Origin of the sequence: Pantoea sp. SM3 (assembly GCF_000963995.1) — a bacterium.
In the GTDB taxonomy this organism is placed as follows: domain Bacteria; phylum Pseudomonadota; class Gammaproteobacteria; order Enterobacterales; family Enterobacteriaceae; genus Pantoea; species Pantoea rwandensis_B.
The window spans coordinates 14315-31886 of sequence record NZ_JZRD01000015.1 but is presented as its reverse complement, the minus strand read 5'-3'; the positions used below and the strand labels follow the sequence as shown (position 1 = coordinate 31886).

At 56.7% G+C, this 17572-nt stretch carries 12 protein-coding genes and 3 pseudogenes; 6 read left to right on the top strand and 9 right to left on the bottom strand.

What is annotated here, in order from left to right; translation table 11 throughout:
- Positions 1–4: 4 nt before the first annotated feature.
- A complete protein-coding gene (locus VI01_RS09625; RefSeq protein ID WP_045814956.1) occupies positions 5–943 on the top strand; it encodes a cytochrome d ubiquinol oxidase subunit II in 939 nt (312 codons plus the stop codon).
- A gap of 302 nt (positions 944–1245) precedes the next feature.
- Here the strand turns inward: VI01_RS09625 and VI01_RS09620 are convergent, their stop codons facing one another.
- From VI01_RS09620 to VI01_RS09605, 4 genes are all read right to left on the bottom strand, one after another.
- Positions 1246–4317: an efflux RND transporter permease subunit gene (locus VI01_RS09620; RefSeq protein ID WP_045814955.1), complete on the bottom strand. Its 3072-nt coding sequence runs from the start codon at positions 4315–4317 to the stop codon at positions 1246–1248.
- Positions 4317–5459 (bottom strand): efflux RND transporter periplasmic adaptor subunit, encoded by a 1143-nt coding sequence (locus VI01_RS09615; RefSeq protein ID WP_045814954.1) that lies wholly within the window; start codon positions 5457–5459, stop codon positions 4317–4319. The genes VI01_RS09620 and VI01_RS09615 overlap by 1 nt, the downstream gene beginning before the upstream one ends.
- A 99-nt stretch (positions 5460–5558) precedes the next feature.
- Positions 5559–6728 (bottom strand): cell wall metabolism sensor histidine kinase WalK, encoded by a 1170-nt coding sequence (locus tag VI01_RS09610; protein ID WP_045814953.1) that lies wholly within the window; start codon positions 6726–6728, stop codon positions 5559–5561.
- Positions 6725–7420, bottom strand: coding sequence for a response regulator (locus tag VI01_RS09605; RefSeq protein ID WP_045814952.1), 696 nt, complete (start codon positions 7418–7420; stop codon positions 6725–6727). The genes VI01_RS09610 and VI01_RS09605 overlap by 4 nt, the downstream gene beginning before the upstream one ends.
- Before the next feature lie 125 nt (positions 7421–7545).
- On the opposite strand from VI01_RS09605, the gene VI01_RS09600 reads away from it, so the two are divergent.
- Positions 7546–8331: a MipA/OmpV family protein gene (locus tag VI01_RS09600; RefSeq protein WP_045814951.1), complete on the top strand. Its 786-nt coding sequence runs from the start codon at positions 7546–7548 to the stop codon at positions 8329–8331.
- A 236-nt stretch (positions 8332–8567) separates the two neighbouring features.
- Complete coding sequence (locus tag VI01_RS09595) at positions 8568–8873, top strand: helix-turn-helix transcriptional regulator (protein ID WP_052696989.1); 306 nt, start codon at positions 8568–8570, stop codon at positions 8871–8873.
- A gap of 287 nt (positions 8874–9160) precedes the next feature.
- On the opposite strand, the pseudogene VI01_RS25915 reads toward VI01_RS09595, so the two are convergent.
- Together VI01_RS25915 and VI01_RS09590 are read right to left on the bottom strand one after the other, a co-directional pair.
- Positions 9161–9364, bottom strand: a pseudogene (locus VI01_RS25915) (transposase); the annotation flags it as partial.
- A gap of 12 nt (positions 9365–9376) precedes the next feature.
- On the bottom strand, positions 9377–9895 hold the full coding sequence (locus VI01_RS09590) for a DDE-type integrase/transposase/recombinase (protein ID WP_197079582.1): 519 nt from the start codon (positions 9893–9895) through the stop codon (positions 9377–9379).
- A 248-nt stretch (positions 9896–10143) separates the two neighbouring features.
- Between VI01_RS09590 and VI01_RS09585 the strand changes: the two genes are divergently transcribed.
- Positions 10144–11166 carry an IS110 family transposase gene (locus tag VI01_RS09585; RefSeq protein ID WP_045814949.1) on the top strand — a complete coding sequence of 341 codons (1023 nt, stop codon included), beginning with the start codon at positions 10144–10146 and terminating at the stop codon, positions 11164–11166.
- A gap of 219 nt (positions 11167–11385) precedes the next feature.
- Here the strand turns inward: VI01_RS09585 and VI01_RS09580 are convergent.
- The 3 genes and pseudogenes from VI01_RS09580 to VI01_RS09570 all read right to left on the bottom strand — a co-directional run.
- Positions 11386–11502: pseudogene (locus VI01_RS09580) on the bottom strand (transposase); the annotation flags it as partial.
- A gap of 458 nt (positions 11503–11960) precedes the next feature.
- Complete coding sequence (locus VI01_RS09575) at positions 11961–13190, bottom strand: MFS transporter (protein WP_045814948.1); 1230 nt, start codon at positions 13188–13190, stop codon at positions 11961–11963.
- 191 nt (positions 13191–13381) lie between these two features.
- Positions 13382–14102: pseudogene (locus tag VI01_RS09570) on the bottom strand (YoaK family protein).
- 1135 nt (positions 14103–15237) lie between these two features.
- Here VI01_RS09570 and VI01_RS09565 point away from each other — a divergent pair.
- Together VI01_RS09565 and VI01_RS09560 are read left to right on the top strand one after the other, a co-directional pair.
- Positions 15238–15489, top strand: a complete 252-nt coding sequence (locus tag VI01_RS09565; protein ID WP_045814947.1) for a hypothetical protein — start codon at positions 15238–15240, stop codon at positions 15487–15489.
- 328 nt (positions 15490–15817) lie between these two features.
- On the top strand, positions 15818–17311 hold the full coding sequence (locus VI01_RS09560; protein ID WP_045814946.1) for an EAL domain-containing protein: 1494 nt from the start codon (positions 15818–15820) through the stop codon (positions 17309–17311).
- Positions 17312–17572: the final 261 nt, after the last annotated feature.

Genomic DNA, 17572 nt, shown 5'->3' with positions numbered 1-17572 from the left:
GAACATGCTACTGGCAGATCTCTCAGCGATTCTTCTGGGCTTCTCTTTACTGATGTACATTCTGCTGGATGGAACGGACCTTGGAACCGGCATGCTGTTCTTCTGGTTTAGGGCAGAGGAGCAGCGGGAACAGATGACGCATACTCTTCTGCCGGTGTGGGACGCAAATGAAACCTGGCTGGTGCTCCTTGCAGGGGGGATGTTTGCGCTTTTTCCTGCTGCCTTTAGCCTGATGATGAGTTCTCTGGCCTTGCCTGTTTTTGTCATGCTGTTATGCCTGTTTCTGCGCGCGCTGGCGCTGGAGTATCGCGCCGAAGCTGGGGTGAAGCTCAAACGCTGGCTCGATCGCCTGATGATGACGTGCTCCGGGCTTGCGGCTATGATTCAGGGGTTGTGTATGAATGCTGTGCTGAGCACGCAGCCGGACGCGATGGCTGATATCCTAAGCCTGACAGGATTCCTGTCGGGTTTGGGTCTCATTGCTGTTTATCTCCTCATGGCCTGCTGTTGGGTACGCTGGCGGCTGGGGGAAACAACGGTTCCCCTTGCAGGAGCCTGGTGCTGGGTATGGTGGCTGGTTTCATTGCTAATTTTTGCAGTACTGCTGCGGTTTAATATGCACCTGTGGGATCAGTGCTGGGCGCTTTTGATTGGGAAACTGGTGATTGTGATGGCGACTGTCGCGGCTTGCCTTCAAGTGTGGGGACTCTGGCGCGGACATCCGCTAATGTTACTGGTATTCACCCAAGCGTTGGTCGCATTGATATTCCTGGGTGGATGTATTGGCATGCATCCCTGGATTTTGATGAATAAATTAGATATTTATCAGGGTGCAGCACCTCAAACCGCTCAGGTTTTTGTTTTAATCGGATCGGCCATCATTGTTCCGCTTACGCTGATTTATCACAGTTGGTCATTCTGGGTCATGAAGCGGAAGTCGTAAGTTCTATGCGCTTAAGCCAAAGAAATTGAAAGAACTTTTGATACTGAGAGGATTTTAATTAGATATTAAGTTCAATAATGCGTCTACCTATTGGGTAATCGTTCAACAGAGATCATTTATTCTCACCGTAATAGCCTCCGTTCAAACCGGACGCTTCACTTGTAATACATAGTCATAGGGATTTTTGTAGGATTGTCTTGTGCTAAGGATCGAGGTGATAACTGGCAAGCACAAGCAATGTTGTTAACCTCCCGTAGAGAAAGTCCGTTTTGTTGCGCTCGCCATGTAGCCCGTCAAACCCTCTAAGCCTTGCGCAGAATCTTCCATTTTGGCGTTCCGCTTTGTTCATATTGAATCATTACGCTCAGTGCAGCAGGCAGGACCGTAAGCGTCACCACCGTCGCCACCAGAAGTCCCCCAATGATTGCGCAGGCCATCGGTCCCCAGAATACCTGGTGAGATATTGGCAGCATGCCCAGTATGGCGGCGCAGGCCGTCAGCAGAATGGGTCTGGCACGGTGCAGGGCTGCGGCCGTAACAGCTTCATCCGCGGCCATTCCGACACTGACATTGCCATCTGCTTCAACGATCAGGATGACAGCATTGCGGATAATCATGCCCGCGAGCGCAATAATGCCCAGCAGCGCCACGAATCCCATTGGGGTACCGGTGGACAGCATGGCCATGACGATACCCGGCAGGCCAAAGGGCGCCATTAAAAGCGCCAGGAGCATGCGGGAGACCCGCTGCAGCTGGACCATCAGCAGCACCAGCATGACCAGCAGGGTCACCGGCAGGACGCTTATCACTGAATTGTTGCCCTTATCGGATTCAGCCGCCGTGCCGTCCTCGCTGATGCTGTAGCCTGCCGGCAGTTTCGCCCGCAGCCTGTCAATGTCAGGACGCAGTCCGGCTGAGACCGCCTGGGCTCGGAGGCCGGGGGCAAGATCGGTCTGCACCGTGATAAAAGGCAGCCGCTGACGCCGCCATATCACCGTATCTTCCAGCCCTGCCTGAGGCTGCGCAATCTGTAAAAGCGGTATTTTCGCGCCGGTATCCGACGTCAGAATCATCCCCGACAGGCTGCTGAGATCGCGCCTGTCCGCCTCGCCGGCTCTGAGTACAACGTCCAGCATTCGGTTGCCGTCGCGCACCGTCGTGACCACGCGGCCGGACCATATGGCGTTGAGATACTGCGCAAGGCCTTCGGAAGAAATCCCTGCCGCACGGGCGGCGGTCTGGTTCACGGCCAGGGTTATCACGCGCTCCGGATCGCCCGCCGTCAGGTTGACCCCGCGAGTGAGTGATGATGCCCCCAGGGTCGACGCCACCTCTCCGGCCAGCGCCCGGACGCGCGTATAGTCCGGTCCGCTGACCCGGTAGCGGACCGGCCAGCCTACAGGCGGGCCCAGCTCCAGCGGAGACACGCGAGTGGTAAACTCACTGAAATGCTGCGCGAGAACTGCATTCAGCTGCTGCTGCAGTTGTTCGCGGGCCGGCAGGTCTCTGGCGACCACGACCAGCTGAGCGGTGTTTTCATCGTCCAGCAGTACGTCCATCGGCAGATAAAAGCGAACGGCCCCGGAGCCCACATAGGCCGAATAGCGATCGATAAGTTTGTTGTCCCTGAGCACCGCTTCAAGGCGCTGCACCTGGCGGAGAGTCGCATCCTGCGACGCGCTGGCCGGCAGCGTCAGGCTGACCAGCAGCTCCGGGCGATCGGATGCCGGGAAGAATTCGCCCTGCATCAAGGTGGTGCCGGCACCTGCCATGAGCAGGGCGAGCAGCGCGACGGCCATCGTGGCCAGCCTGTGGCGGAGCACCGCGCCGAGCAGGCGGCGGTAGGCGCTGCCCAGCCTGCCGGGGCCTGCGGTGTGAGCAGGCAGCCGGGCGGGCAGCAGCCAGCTCCCCGTCAGGGGGGAAAACAGCACGGCGACGCCCCATGAGCAGAGCAGCGCAATCATGACCACCGCGAACAGCGTATAGCAGTATTCTCCGGCGCTGGAGGCGGCAAAGCCGACAGGTATAAAGCCCGCGATCATCACCAGCGTGCCGGTCAGCATCGGGATGGCCGTGTTTCTGAAGGCGTACGTGGCCGCCTCCCGACGCGTGTCGCCCGCCTCCAGCCGGGAGACCATGGTCTCGACCGTTATCATCGCGTCATCAACCAGCAGGCCGAGCGCGATAATCAGCGCACCGAGCGAGATGCGCTGCAGACCAATCCCGGCTAGGTGCATGCCCGTAAACGTCATCGCCAGCACCAGCGGAATGGCGGCCGCCACGACCAGGCCCGCTCGCACCCCGAGGGAAACAAACGACACCGCCAGCACGATAATGACCGCCTCGATCAGCACGTGGAGGAAGGAACCGACGGCCTCACCGACCACAGCCGACTGATCGGCCACCCGTGACATCTCTATGCCGTACGGCAGACGCTGCGCCTCGGCGCGCAGGCGCGCGTTGAGCGCCTGGCCAAAATCCAGCATGTTTCCGGTGGGCGCCATGGATACCGCCAGCCCGATTGCCGGTCGCCCGTTGACCCTGAACAGCGGCGACGGGGGCTCCGCGGGTTGTCTCGTGATAGTGGCCACATCGATGAGCGGCACATAGCGCCCGTTGACGTGCAGCGTAACCGCCCGAAGGCTCTCCTCACTTCTGAACGCGCCGCTGACGCGCAGGGCAATGTTGTCATCGCCGGTGCGGACGGTACCCGCCGGCTCAACCGAGTTCTGCGTCTGCAGGGCATCCGTCACCTGCTGCAGACTCAGCCCCATCCCGGCAAGCCTGCGCGGGGAGAACGCAACAACCAGCTGCTCCTCCTGCTCGCCCAGCAGCTGAATTTTGCCCACGTCCGGCAGGCTCATCAGATCGCGGCGGATCGTTTCCACCCGATCTCGCAGTTCCCTCGGGGAAAAGCCGTCGGCGGTAAAGCCGTAGATGGTGCCGAAGGTATCGTCGAATTCATCGTTCACCGCCGGACCCTGAATCCCCTGGGGCAGAGAGGGGGAAAGGTTCTGCATTTTTTTACGTATCTGATACCAGATACCGGGTACTTTTTCTGGCGGAGTATCATCGCGCAGGTTCACGAATATTACGCTGCGGCCCGCGTGCGTTTCGCTCTGAACGTAATCGAGCCACGGGATTTCCTGCAGCTTCTTCTCCAGGGGATCGGTAAGGAGTTGGACCGTATCGTTAAGCGTGGCGCCCGGCCACTGCGCGGAAACCACAGCGGTTTTAATCGTAAACGCTGGATCCTCACTGCGCGGCAGCTGCTCATAGTAAAAAATGCCGGCCGCCATTGTCAGCAGCATCAGAAACGCCATCAGCTGCTGACGCTGCAGGGCCCAGGCTGAAAGATTAAAGGCGCTTTTCATCAGGACTGTCCTTCTTCATCTTTTGCGACCCGTTCGCCGTCCCGCAGGCTACTGACGCCTGCGATCACCACGTGTTCTCCTGCCGTGACGCCCGCGCTGATAAACACGGATTTGGCTGAAAATCGCGCAATCACCACGGGGCGAATATGGAGGCGGTTCTGCACGGGATCGATGACGAAGACGGCCGGACGACCGGCCTGCCGCGTCAGGGAGGACGCCGGCAGCTCCATCACCGGTGAGCCGGTACCGGGTAGCATGACCGTGACGGTTGAACCGAGCGTCAGTGCGGCAGGCGGGCTGTCAAGAGAAATACGAACACGCCAGGTGCGGGTCTGCGGGTCGGCCTGCGGGCTGATATCCCGCAGGTGCCCGGTCGCGGACACGGCCGGGTCGGTCAGCAGCGCGACGCGGAAAAGGTCGCCGGGCGCACGCGGGATCCTGCCGGGATCGGGCACGTCGACGATCACATCGAGGCTGTTCCCTGAAGCCAGCGTTACTACCGTCTGGCCCGCGCTGACGACCTGGCCGGCCGAGACGCTGACGCCGGTGATCACGCCGGCTTCCGGTGCGGTTAGCGAGGTCCAGCGAAGGTTTTCCTGCGCAGTTTTCAGCGCTGCCTCGCTGCTCTGAATCCGGGACTGCGCTGTCTGCCAGTCAGACGCTGCTGAATCCAGCTGCGCCCGGGCGATGGCACCGGAAGGCATCAGGGCCCGCATGCGTTTCAGGTTGAGGGAAGCCAGCTGCCCGGCTGCGCGGGCGCTGGCAAGATCCGCCTGCGCGCTGCTGGCCTGGTTCGCCACGGTCTGGCTGTCGAGCGTGGCCAGCACCTCGCCGGCGTGAATGTCCATGCCGATGTCGGCGCGGCGCGTCAGCACCCGACCTTCGAGCCTGAAGCTCAGGGCCGTCTCGTCGTGGGCGCGCACCTCGCCGGTCAGGCTCAGAGCAGCGGGGGCGGCGGGAGCGGCGGCGGTGACACTCCGGACCGGGCGGGGCGGGGCCGCAGCCTCTCCCTGAGGGTTGCCGCACCCGCTCAGGACCAGCACAAGCAGGCAGGGAAGCAGGGGGAGTAACAGGTCAAAGCGCCGGGGTTCCAGCAGGTGTTCGGCTCCCTCCTTCAGCAGGCGGGTGAAATCATCAGTCATGGCGCAGTTCCTTTAGAGAGACTGCGCCATTACATCCGCTGACTATCGAGATTCAGCGGATAAACGGTCAAGAACGTATCAAGACGGCAAAAAACGGGTTTATCTGGCCGGTAGTTCGACCCGGATACGCAGACCGCCGCCGGCCGGAAGCGTCGCACTGATGTCACCGCCATGCGCGCGGCAGACAGCCCGCGCTATCGACAGCCCCAGGCCGCTGCCGCCCGAGTGCCGCGCGCGCGAGGTCTCCCCGCGGCTGAAACGATCAAACATACCGGCCAGGAAGTTAGCCGGAACGCCCGGTCCGTTATCCTGAAAATCAATCACGCAGCGCCCGGCACGCTGCTGCACACGAATACGCAGGCAGGATCCGGCTCCGGCATAGCGAAGGGCGTTCTCAAGAAGAATGGTAAACACCTGTGCCAGCCGGAAGGCATCCGCCGTCACGGCCGTCGGGCCGGAGACGGTCAGCCCGACCTGCATGTCCGCCGCATCGAGCTGGGGCTTTATCCAGGCAATGCGTTCACGTAGCAGGTCTGCAGGACAGCAGAGGGCGCTGTCCAGGCTAAGCTGACCGGCATCCGCCAGAGAGAGCAGGTGCAGATCATCAATCAGGCGGCTGAGGTAGCGCAGCTGGCTCATGATCATCGCGTGGTGGCGCGGATCGGCGTCAAAAACCCCGTCAATCAGGCCCTGAAGCCTGCCCATCGCGGCCGTCAGCGGCGAGCGAAGCTCATGCGCCATCGCCACGTGGGACGCACGGAGCTCGCGCTCGTAGTGCGCCAGCTGACGCGTCATGGCGTTGAAGTCGCCAGCAAAGTGCAGCACTTCTGCCGGCGCACCGGTGACCAGCGCGGACTGTGAACCAAAACGTCCCGCCGTTACCGCCTCCGCGGTTCGCCTGAGGTGGCTGAACTGCAGGGACAGCGGCCGGGCGTAGCGCAACCCCAGATACGTGATAAAAGGACTCGTCACCAGCACCAGAATGCCGACCGTGATCCAGTCAGAAGAGGCAATGGAAGGGTCAGAATAACGGATCCCCCACCAGGCATCGACGATTTCATGGTACCGCGCCGGATCCGCCTCCGGGTGCTCGCGCAGGGCTAGGAACTCCTGCAACAGCGCAGGCGGCATATGGTGCGTGATCCAGAGATACTGCACGGTGAACCGCAACCACATGCACAGCGCAATCAGAACGACGGTCCCTATCGCGAGAGTCAGTATGCGCAGGCACAGCCAGCGCCAGAGGGTCTGAGGGCGTTTTACTTTCATGGCTGACGGAACCGGTAGCCCACGCTGCGGACGTTAAGCAGCACGTTGGGGATGCCCGCCGCCTCAAGCTTACGGCGGAGATTATAAACGTGGGTATCGACCACGCGCTCCAGCGCATCGCTTTCCGGCAGGCACTGCTCCAGCAGATACTGGCGCCTCAGCGCGCGAACCGGCGCGCGCATCATCGTGACCAGCAGCGCAAACTCGGTGGGCGTCGTTTCCACGCTGATGACGGGCCCCTCACTGGCCGTGACGGTTACCGTCATGGCGGAGGTGTTGACCTCCAGACCCTGCCAGCGCAGCACCTCATCAGCCTGTCGCACCGCTGCGCTGCGCCGCAGCACGGCCTGCACGCGCGCAACAACCTCCCCGGGATGATAGGGTTTTACCACGTAGTCGTCTGCTCCATAGCGCAGTGCACCTATGCGGTCAGGCGTATCGCCCATCGCTGTGACCATGATGACCGGCACGTCGCTGCTGCGCCTGAGCCTTGCCAGCACCTCGGTGCCGTTCAGGCCCGGCAGCATCACATCCAGCAGCACCAGGTCCGGCTTCCAGCGTTCCGCCTGTTCCAGCCCGCTCAGACCGTCTGCCGTGACCCTGACGGTATAGTTCTCCCGGCGCAGGTAGGCTTCCAGCACCTCCGCCGCGTCGGCGTCATCTTCGATTATCAGAATATTTTTGTTCTGCATGGCTCACCTTGACAGTTTCTTCATAAATCCCTGGCGGTTTGTTGACACAGCCACGGGATACTCCGGTTTCGCGATGTGACCACCCGGGCAAGGGGTGGCATACGGACGGATGATGAGGTGACACGATGATAACCAGAAAAACGGCGTTGTATATAACCAGCCTGGTACTGACGGTAGTATCGATCCCGGGGCAGGCCGACGACAGCGGGCCTCAGGACGGCGTCACCCTCGGGCTGGGCGCGCAGTACGCTCCGCGCTACAGCGGGTCTGACAAAATGAACCTGCAGCCTGTGCCGGTCTTCCAGGCGCGTCAAGGGGCCCTGTTTGCGGATGCGCAAAAGGGCATTGGCTATGACCTGCAGAGCGACGGCGGTTTTTATTTAGAGCATACGCTGGGTTACGGACTGGGGCGCGCCGACAGGAACGCTTCCTGGCGGGACGGTGCTGACAATCTGAAGGGCATGGGCAACATCAAGGCGACCGTCAATACCGGGCTGGCGCTGGGATGGGCGGTTACCCCCTGGTTCAGCGTCGAGGGAAAAGCAGTGTTACCGCTGAGTGACGACCAGGGTGTGAGCTATCAGGCGTCGGTGACGCTGGTCCCGCTACAGTCGCAGAGCGACACGGTGGCGCTGCAGTCAGCGGCGCTCTTTGGCGACGCGCGTTTTATGAATACCTGGTACGGCGTCAGCCAGACGCAGAGCCGTAACAGCGGCTACTCACGCTATGACGCGGCCGGCGGATTTTACGGCACGAACACCAGCCTGACCTGGAGCCATCAGTTTGATGCCCACTGGGGGAGCGTGCTGAGCGCGGGGTACACCTGGCTGGATGATAAAGCCTCCGGCAGCCCGGTTGTGCTTCGCCGGAATGAAGGGACCGGTACGTTCGCCGTCACCTATACCTTTTAAGGTGGGTCATGTATTCCGTTAAAGATGCCATACCCATGATGATGGCCACCGCCGGCTACGGCGTGGTGTATTTTATCGTTTATCTGTTCATTACTGCGGGCGGGTAAAACGACCGGGTAACAGGGTAACTATGCCGGTGTTCTGACCCGTGACTGACTGGTGATCGCTGTGACCAATGATAATTTTTTTCAGAACTGATCCGATGGGCGCTGAGTCATGAGGACGGGAGGATCGGCATGCGCGAACTTGCCGAATACTCCGGATATTCCCAGCGTTATCTGAACCGCCTGTTCAGCCAGCGCATGGGGATGGGAATGAGTATTTGTATCCGGCTACGGAAGCTGGCGTCGGCATCCGAAGAGCTCATTTATTCCAATAAAACGATTGCGGAGATCGCTGAGCGTTATCATTACGAATCTCAGCATACGTTTACCCGGGCTTTCAGGCGTCGGTACGGCGTGCCGCCCGGCGTCTGGCGTAAAGAAAACCGTGTGGCTGCGCTCAGGGAAAACCCAGCACAGTGCCCGGCAGATAAGGCTTAAGCGAATGCCGGGACGCCCCCGTCAAAGACCCCCAGGAAAACATCCGCATCGGAGAATGAATATCAGGAAAATTGAAGTTGGTGCAATAAATGATATTTATGCATATTAATCAGCAGATTATGAGAGTGATCATAACGGATGTTATGTTGAATGGTAAGTCTGCTGTGCGCTTTTGTGACCTGTTCCCCGTTGATAAATACACCGTGATGTTATTAATGTCTACATATTGATCCTGACCTCGAATATGATCCATGCATAATCAGGAATAACCGGCTTCAGGTTGGTTGCTAATTCTGGCAACCGGCAGATTTTTCGGCGAATTCGGATGGGGTCATCCACCCCAGCGCAGAATTGGGACGACTCTGGTTATAGTGTATGCGCCAAGCCTCGATTTTGCACCGGGCATCCTCAATGGACATAAACCAGTTCTCGTTCAGACAATCCTGACGCAACCTGCCGTTGAATGATTCCACCGTGGCATTATCCGTGGGCGTACCTGGCCGTTAAAAGTCAATCCGGATATCACGTTCGTACATCCACTTATCCAGCATTTTTCTCGAAAATTCAGAGTCATTATCTGTTTTCAGGAGATACAGTAACGGACTTCTCAACGCGATAATATTCAGCATCTCTGCGACTTCTGAAGAGCGAAGGTTCTGACCCACGCAGATCCCCAGACATTCGCGTGTGTAGAGATCGATTACCGTCAGCAGGCGAAGCAGCCGACCGTTAAACAGCGCATCGGAGACAAAATCCATCCCCCATACGTGATTGGGATACAGCCCCTGCGACTGGGGCTGACGTTTCAGCACAGATTTATTGCAGCGGGGGCATTTTAGCCGCAGCGATAGTCCCTGCTCGCGGTAAAGCCGGTAAATACGCTTGTGATTATCGCGCCAGCCTTGCCGTTTAAACATGACGTGAATCCTGCGGTAGCCATAGTGGATGCGGGTTTCGGTTATCTCCCTGATGCACAGCGCGAAGCATACCTGTCTTTCACTGGCGCCGTAGCGGGTCTGCAAGTCCCTGACCCACTCGCGCAGGCGTGTCAGCGACAGCTCTTTTTTGCCAGCACGTCCTGCAGAATGGACTTTTCGCGGCTCAGATCGGCAACCAGCTTCTTCAGGCGTAGGTCTTCCTCTTCGAGCTACCGCATATGCTTCAGTTCAGAAGGAGAAATCCCGCCGTACTTTTTGCGCCAGGTAATGGGATGGACTACCTCTTTCCTCTGCGCTTAACTGAACATAATTCATCCAGCAGGAGTTTGACTATGAACATCGTATTTATGGGCATCGACCTGGCAAAAAATGTTTTCCAGCTTTGCGGACTGAATCAGGCAGGCAAGCCGGTATATACCCGGCGTGTTGAGCGCAAAATTTTACTTCAGACGCTGGTCAATATACCCGCCTGCCTGATTGGCATTGAAGCATGCACTGGAGCATTTTACTGGCAGAGGGAATTTGAAAAACTGGGGCATAAAGTGAAAATCATCAGTCCCCAGTATGTTAAGCCTTTTATTCGCGGACAGAAAAACGATGGCAATGATGCACAGGCCATCGCGGTAGCACTGATGCAACCCACAATGCAATTTGTCCCCCCGAAAAGCCCGGAACAGCAGGATATACAGGCGTTACATCGAGCCAGACAACGTATAGTTAATCACCGTACTGCAACAATCTGCCAGATACGGGGGCTTTTACTTGATCGCGGCATCTCAATTGGTACAGCGATGTCCAGAGCCCGCCGTGCTGTTCCACTGATACTTGAAGATGGTGAAAATGGATTAAGCATAAGAATGCGAAAGACAATTGCTGAACTCTATGAGCTTTTCATCGATCTTGAGAAACGGATTAATTTTTTTGATAAAGAGATCGAAACTGTGTTCAGGCAATCAGCAGAATGTCAGCGCATAGCCAAAGTTAAAGGGATCGGCCCGAAAACGGCTACAGCTGTTGTTGCTGCGATCGGCAATGGTCAGGAATTTAAAAACGGCCGTCATTTTGCGGCATGGCTTGGACTTGTCCCGCGGCAGCATTCGAGCGGAGACCGACAGGTGCTGATGAACATCACTAAGAAAGGCGATAAGCATTTACGAACACTTTTAATTCACGGAGCCCGCGCAGTTGTCCGGGTAGCAACAAATAACAATGATGGTTCTCTAAACCAATGGGTTAATCAGTTAAAAGAACGACGGGGTTTCAATAAGACTACTGTCGCGGTAGCAAACAAAAACGCCCGGATTATCTGGTCGATCCTCCGGCATGAAACTGAATATCAACCCGCATTGAATTAAGGCTTACCTGATGAAAGTTGCAGCGTACTGAAAATGGTAACAGGTTGCACCTGCACAGTCGGAACCTGATTTTTATACTGGTCCCTGAGACCGTCCAAGTGTTGAGGCGACTGTGTGCGTATTTCCCATTTGGGCACAGGCATATTCCTGATGCCGGATAGATGTTAGCAACAACCTAAACATGAAACAGTGCTTGCAAAACAGAGGTAGTCCATAGATGTAGAACGTGGCATCGGAGATGCCCAGCTTGCGGCAGACTTCCGGTACGGGCGTACCCAGTTCAACCTGCTTCAGGGCAAAGACAATCTGCTCTTTGGTGAATCGTGAATTTTTCATCGGCACAACCTCCGCTCAGGGGGGTGAATATCATGCCGAAAATCTATTTCTGAATGGAGCAGGATTTCGAGGCAGGGTCAACCAGCGCCAGCGCGGGCTATGACAAGGCATCATGTAACAGATAAAAAACAGAATTTTTACTCGAATGTTTGGGAGCATGCTGCAAAGGAGGAATCGCAGGTCTGGCCTTTCAGGAGAAAGTCAGTCTGCTGGAAAGGCAGGGGCAAAGCCTGATCAATCAGATGACAGCTCTTGAAGCAAGTTAATAGCCCGGTACTAACGGCATAATTCAGCGGAGGAATGACAGACTTTCTCCGGCTGAAAAAGATCAGGCGGGCTGCGCAGACAGAGCACCGACCAGCACTCTCCATCCTGAGTAGTAGACCCTTGCATGAATCCTCGTTGGCCGACAGATGCACGCCTCCGAATTTTGCAGCAAATACGAGGCCAAGCGCGGGTCAGGTTTCTTGTCCGGACAGAGATTCCGGCAAAGCTGTCGTCAGCAGTGATGCACGCTGCCCCCCCACCCAGATGATTAGCGCAAGCACGGCCATCGCACCCATCACGGCAAACTCGGCGGAGTAAGAGTAGTGTGAAATCAGCGTGCCCGTCATGGCCGGGCTTAGGGCAGCGCCGTCTCCCTGCATAAGCAGAATAAAGCTCTGGCCGGCATTGGTGTGCCCTTTACCGTCAAGCACCCTGACCACAAAGCCCGGCACGGCAACTCCGAGAAGCCCGGCCGCCATCCCGTCTAATATCTGGATAGCGGGCATAAACGCTATGCCGTCGCCGAGGGAAGCCACCGCAGCCCGAATGGGCAGGATACAAAGGGCCGCAGTGATGAGAGGAAGGTAGCCCGTGTTCTGCGCCCGGCGCGCGGCGTAAAGCGCGACCGGGATCATCACTGCCTGAGAAATAATCACGGTGGCGGCAGCGAACACGCCCGGATTTATCCACGCCTCCGGTGAAGCCGCCACCCGGACGCTCAGCATGGGCAGAAGGGCCGCGTTACCCAGATGAAACAGCAGAACCGTGACGCCGCCGATGAGCAGTGCGGGCTCGCGAAGGAGCACAGACAGGCGCGGAAGGGCAGCGTTGCCGGCGTCCGCTTTCAGCCCGCGGGCAAGCCGGTTATTAATGTCGCACTCGCGGATCCCCATCACACAAGCCGTGGCCAGCAGGGCCATCACCGTCATCAGCAAAAATACGGCACCGGTTCCCCAGTACCAGACAGAGGCGCCTGCCACCGCGGCCGCCGTCATGTTACCGGCATGGTTAAACGCTTCGTTTCTTCCCGTCTGATAACCAAATTTTTCGGGCCCCGTCAGGCCCAGCGTCATGGCGGTCATCAGGGGAGCAATGAACGCGGCCGCCAGCCCGGTCATGACCTGAGAGACCACCGTCACGGTAGGCCCGGGAAAATACCAGAGCATGATCGTCGCCAGAATTACGGTCAGGGTGCCGGTGCTCAGCATCAGCCGTTTGTTTCTGACCGCGTCCGCCGCCATGCCCGCCGGTAAAGTGACAAGCAGGCTGGCCACGCCTGCTGACGTCATCACCCAGCCTATGGACTCCGGCTTCCAGTGATGCTCAGTCATAAAGATCCCAAGAAACGGCCCTAGGCCGTCCCTGACGTCTGCCATAAAAAAATTTACCAGGCAAAGAGCCTGAAGCGAGCGCAGTGACATAATTTCCCCGGAAAGGTAAGCAGGCAGACTTAAAGATGGCAGATAAAATGACGTTCAGCAGGTGCCGGCGCGATCCATCGCATTCCCTTACTGCTGCTCAATCGTCTGACGCAGCGGTCCGTGGATCCAGTGTGAGAAACGGCCAGGGGGGGTTATCTGCAAGCGACCGCAGTCTCTGAATGTGCCGGCCACTACCAGAAACGCCATCCGGTGCGATGCAGCGTGCGGGTGATGCCACCGAGCGCAGTGAGGATGAGCAGGCCGGCCAGCCCAGCCATGGCGCTGAAGCCAAACCGGACGAAGAGTAAATAGCCGGCCACGCATCCCGACAGAAATGAGACGATGGTCACGAGGTGCGTGCCGAGTAGCGCCCGGTGCGCGGGCGCGTCGGCTCACCGACGCCCGGAGCCAGGAGCCCAGCGCCATACCGGCATCGGTCAGGGTCCCGGTCACGTGCGTTGACATGACCCGCCCGCCGGAAAGCTGCATGGAGGTAGCGTTATGCAGGACCATCAGCAGCGCGAGCGTGAACAGCACCTCGCCGTTGTTGCGGACGCTGTACCAGCGGATTTCAACCAGCGAGGTGGCCAGCAGCAGCGCGCCCTCACACATCATTACCAGGCAGAATACCGTGCGCACGTTACGCCGCAGCCCAAAGGCCACGGCGAGGCGCGCCAGCGTGGCGCCCGTCACGAAGGCCAGAATCAGCATCGCCAGAAAAAGCAGGCCTTGCAGGTCCCAGCGGCCCGCCTCAGCAGACAGCTGTGAGATATTACCCGTCATGTGAGAGGGGAAGAAGCCAAATGCGCCGAAGGCCATGGCGTTGAGGACGCCCGCCGTGGTGGCAAGCGTGAGGGCGAGCAGGCGATCCTCACCGTGAGTACGGTGATTTTTCTCCTGAGAAGCATACAGTCAGATCCAGATGATAAATGGACCTTAATTATGAGTAATCACGCGCAGTTATCAATCAGGCCATTACCGCGGCCACCGCCATTTTTACCACCGGGCGCACGTTTCGCATACATACCGGCCGTCCTGTCTCTGTGTTGCCTTTACGGCCTAGACAACGGGCAGGAGCACGGCCTGCATCCAGACGCTGGCGAGCCCCGTCACCAGTTTAGTGAATGGCTCAGCTCCTCAGGAGCGCCGCAGTATGCGATGCTTGGGTCAACAAGATCCCATATCATAGCGTCTCCCGTACAGAAATCGCCAGCGCAGGTCATACTGAAGCGCTCTTTAATAAGCCCCACGGGCACCCATACGTAAGGTTTTTCACGCAGAACCTTAGGCTCGGTACTGCCACACCTCAGGAAAAAGTCATGCCGGTATTCCTGCCGCCACTGCGGGTAATGACATTTTCTGTATTGTGAGCCCATTCAAGGTCGCGGGAATGCACAACGGTGGGGATATTATAGCCCGTGCAGGATTGTTTTCTGCAAAGTGGGCAGTGACTGCGAAAGTATTTCAGAGTTCTGACATAAAGTATAAATGCCACTTCATCGCACATACAGGAGCCGCTAACTACCACTGGACTTCGCAAAAGCGTATTCCTCAATCCGTTTTCGGGCACACCGCTGTACCCGGACTGGCGTGATCGTCCGCTTCCATAAGTCTGACATAAAATGTTTAGTGTCTGAGCAGTGGCGGCCGATATCCAATGAGGACTTATTTCAACTTAAGGAAGAAGATCATGGTCAGTACAGTAATCAATTACGGTATCACCGCGGACCTTTCAGTCAAACCGGAAAGAGACGGATATGATATCTCCCTGGCGGAAGAGGATGTCAGCCTGCTGAAGGCCAGTTAGGGTACTTTTACACCATCGCTGAGTCAGGAAGTGATCGACAAAAACATGAATGACCTGCTCTAGTTGCATAACAGCATTATCAGTCAGAGCAGAAATCAGGTAAATGGCATCAGTAATGACGTGGATGAATACTTTCCATCGCTCCAGGCGGATTCATTCCTTTCCCGGGAAGAAATGTCCGGCCTTATTGCTGAAGCGCTGCAGTCGTATGATGGCTCAGGAAACGCCACCACGTAATCAATGGATCTGGCAGTCACGAAAGACATACTCAGTAAGCTCGTTGAGTCGTTCGTTCCGGAGGCCACTCAGGCGCAAAGCTTCAGCGAAGTTGATAAATTCATCTCCGCCAAAGTGTACGCACAGGATGATTTGCTGCGTGACATGATCAGCAGGTCGCTGGACATTGCCCGGCAGTACGGTAATCAGTCTGACAAGCAATATTTTCAGCAGCAGCTTGAGTTTATCAGCGCCGGAACACATGACACACAGTAAGAACGGGCTCAGATGATTTCAATCATAGCGAGATCTGATGACAGCACCGCGTGGCTATGAGCCCTGGCGCAGATGATAAGCAAAAAAGATGACAGTGACTTCTTCAGAGATATCAGCGCTGAGCATATTAATGACCTGAAAACCCGGGTTCAGTCATTCAATGTTAAAATCAGTTAAATGCAGAGTCTGCGCAGTGATGTCCCCATTCAGTATCCGCTTAATGGCTGACCCAGCACTGGTTATGTAATCACGCGCTCTGAAATTTAAGGGTAATATCAGCCTTTGAGGTTAACATAGCTGATTAACATCCGGCTATGGAGTCAACAGGATGGGAGCCAAACGTGATTTTCTCACGGTTATACGGCCATACGAGCGCCTGACTGCAGCGGTCATCATGACGCTCGCGCTGCTGTGTGCGGGCGTCATGACCGTATTGAGTCACTTCAGCAAAACGGAAGAGCAGGCCCGGAAAGACAAAAATCAGCGGGCCAGCGACTATGTCGCCTCTCTTTACAGGGAAGCCGAAACCGTCAGCCGCGCCGCGGAGCCTTTTGAAGAAGGTGACTGTACGAATCAAGTGCTCACGCGGCTGCGTCATATCGTGGCAGTGAATCCCCATATCCGCTCCGTAAATCTTTATCCGGAGAACGGTACGGGTTGCTCATCACTCGAAGGCCGACTGCCGGAAAGGAAAGTCTCCTATTCAGAAGGCCATGTCCCTTTTTACACGACAATGAAACAGGAGGACGGACACATTTATTACCTGGTTTATTTCAGATCGGCCGCCTCTTTAACCGGCGTAGCTGTTAATGGTTATTTTGTTCGGGACGCGCTTCGCTATATTTCCCCCGATGCTGCCTTCTATCCTCTGCAGGATTTCATGAAGCTGAGTCCTGCGGGTTATGCCTGGAAAAGTTCACAATATCCCTTTGTGCTGGTTTCATCTGACTCCATGAATATCCGCAGGCTTCTTCTTCACAGCCGCGCGGTTATTATTTTCATTCTTGGCGTCAGCCTGCTGGCGGGCTGGATGACTTATGTCAGCATCGGTCTGATAAACACGCCGCGGTTTGCGTTGAAATACTATCTGTACAAAAAAAGCTTTTACCCGGTGTATCAGCCTGTTATCAGTACGCGAGACAGAAAGGTGGCGGGGCTGGAAATCCTCATGCGGTGCGGCAATAAAAAGGGGAATGAGGCCTCTCCGGCGCTTTTTATACCGCTTGCCGAACAGAGTGGAATGATTGGGGAGCTGACTTTGCAGCTGCTGGAGAAGGTGCGGGAGGACTTCGCTATGTTGTCAGAAAAAGGCCTCTATCTCGCCGTGAATATCACCTCCGAAATCGTCGAAAACCCCGAAACCCTTAGTGAATTACTGAAGTTTACCGAACATGCACAGCGCTATGGACTGGACGTGCTTGTTGAGATTACCGAACGTCAGAGCTTCAGCCTGACAGAACAGCTGTCCGAAAAATTCGCCCTGTTACGCAAAGCCGGCCTACATGTTGCCATAGACGATTTCGGAACGGGATACTCTAATCTCTCCAGCATCACGCAGCTGAATCCGGATTACCTGAAAATTGACAAGGATTTTACTGGCTACAGTATGGCAGGGGGGGTCAGGGAAGCAGTGCTGGAGAGCGTGCTGCATATTTCCGCAATCACGGCTATTCCCGTAATTGCGGAAGGCATTGAAACTCCCGCGCAATTCCAGTATTTGCGGGAACGAGGCGTATGGCTTTTTCAGGGATATCTGTTCTCTCGTCCCTGTGATGGCCGAAGCGTTTCAAATTATATTCGCGATTTTTACGTTCAATTTTAACCAGATGGGCATGGTGCAGGACACACCTGCAGAAACCTCCTGCACATTAACGGGTGGCACGGGATAATTTCCTTCAGGAGTCTCAAGCTGCCAGGCCCAACCGGCATGCTCTGACAACCTGCTGTCAGAATTGACGCCGTGATCTCTGGTAATGGTATCCGCCAGCCCTGTTGCTAAGTGAGCGACTGCTGGTCAGATGAAGTGCTCTACTATTGCTACTCGCTACAGTTAGTATTAGCAGGACGGACAGCCCCACACAGG

What these genes read in the sequence shown, in the direction of transcription:
- VI01_RS09625 (WP_045814956.1), top strand. Translation starts at nt 5, where the DNA reads ATGCTACTGGCAGATCTCTCAGCGATTCTTCTGGGCTTCTCTTTACTG.
- VI01_RS09620 (WP_045814955.1), bottom strand. Translation starts at nt 4,317, where the DNA reads ATGAAAAGCGCCTTTAATCTTTCAGCCTGGGCCCTGCAGCGTCAGCAG.
- VI01_RS09615 (WP_045814954.1), bottom strand. Translation starts at nt 5,459, where the DNA reads ATGACTGATGATTTCACCCGCCTGCTGAAGGAGGGAGCCGAACACCTG.
- VI01_RS09610 (WP_045814953.1), bottom strand. Translation starts at nt 6,728, where the DNA reads ATGAAAGTAAAACGCCCTCAGACCCTCTGGCGCTGGCTGTGCCTGCGC.
- VI01_RS09605 (WP_045814952.1), bottom strand. Translation starts at nt 7,420, where the DNA reads ATGCAGAACAAAAATATTCTGATAATCGAAGATGACGCCGACGCGGCG.
- VI01_RS09600 (WP_045814951.1), top strand. Translation starts at nt 7,546, where the DNA reads ATGATAACCAGAAAAACGGCGTTGTATATAACCAGCCTGGTACTGACG.
- VI01_RS09595 (WP_052696989.1), top strand. Translation starts at nt 8,568, where the DNA reads ATGCGCGAACTTGCCGAATACTCCGGATATTCCCAGCGTTATCTGAAC.
- VI01_RS09585 (WP_045814949.1), top strand. Translation starts at nt 10,144, where the DNA reads ATGAACATCGTATTTATGGGCATCGACCTGGCAAAAAATGTTTTCCAG.
- VI01_RS09575 (WP_045814948.1), bottom strand. Translation starts at nt 13,190, where the DNA reads ATGTCACTGCGCTCGCTTCAGGCTCTTTGCCTGGTAAATTTTTTTATG.
- VI01_RS09565 (WP_045814947.1), top strand. Translation starts at nt 15,238, where the DNA reads ATGGATCTGGCAGTCACGAAAGACATACTCAGTAAGCTCGTTGAGTCG.
- VI01_RS09560 (WP_045814946.1), top strand. Translation starts at nt 15,818, where the DNA reads ATGGGAGCCAAACGTGATTTTCTCACGGTTATACGGCCATACGAGCGC.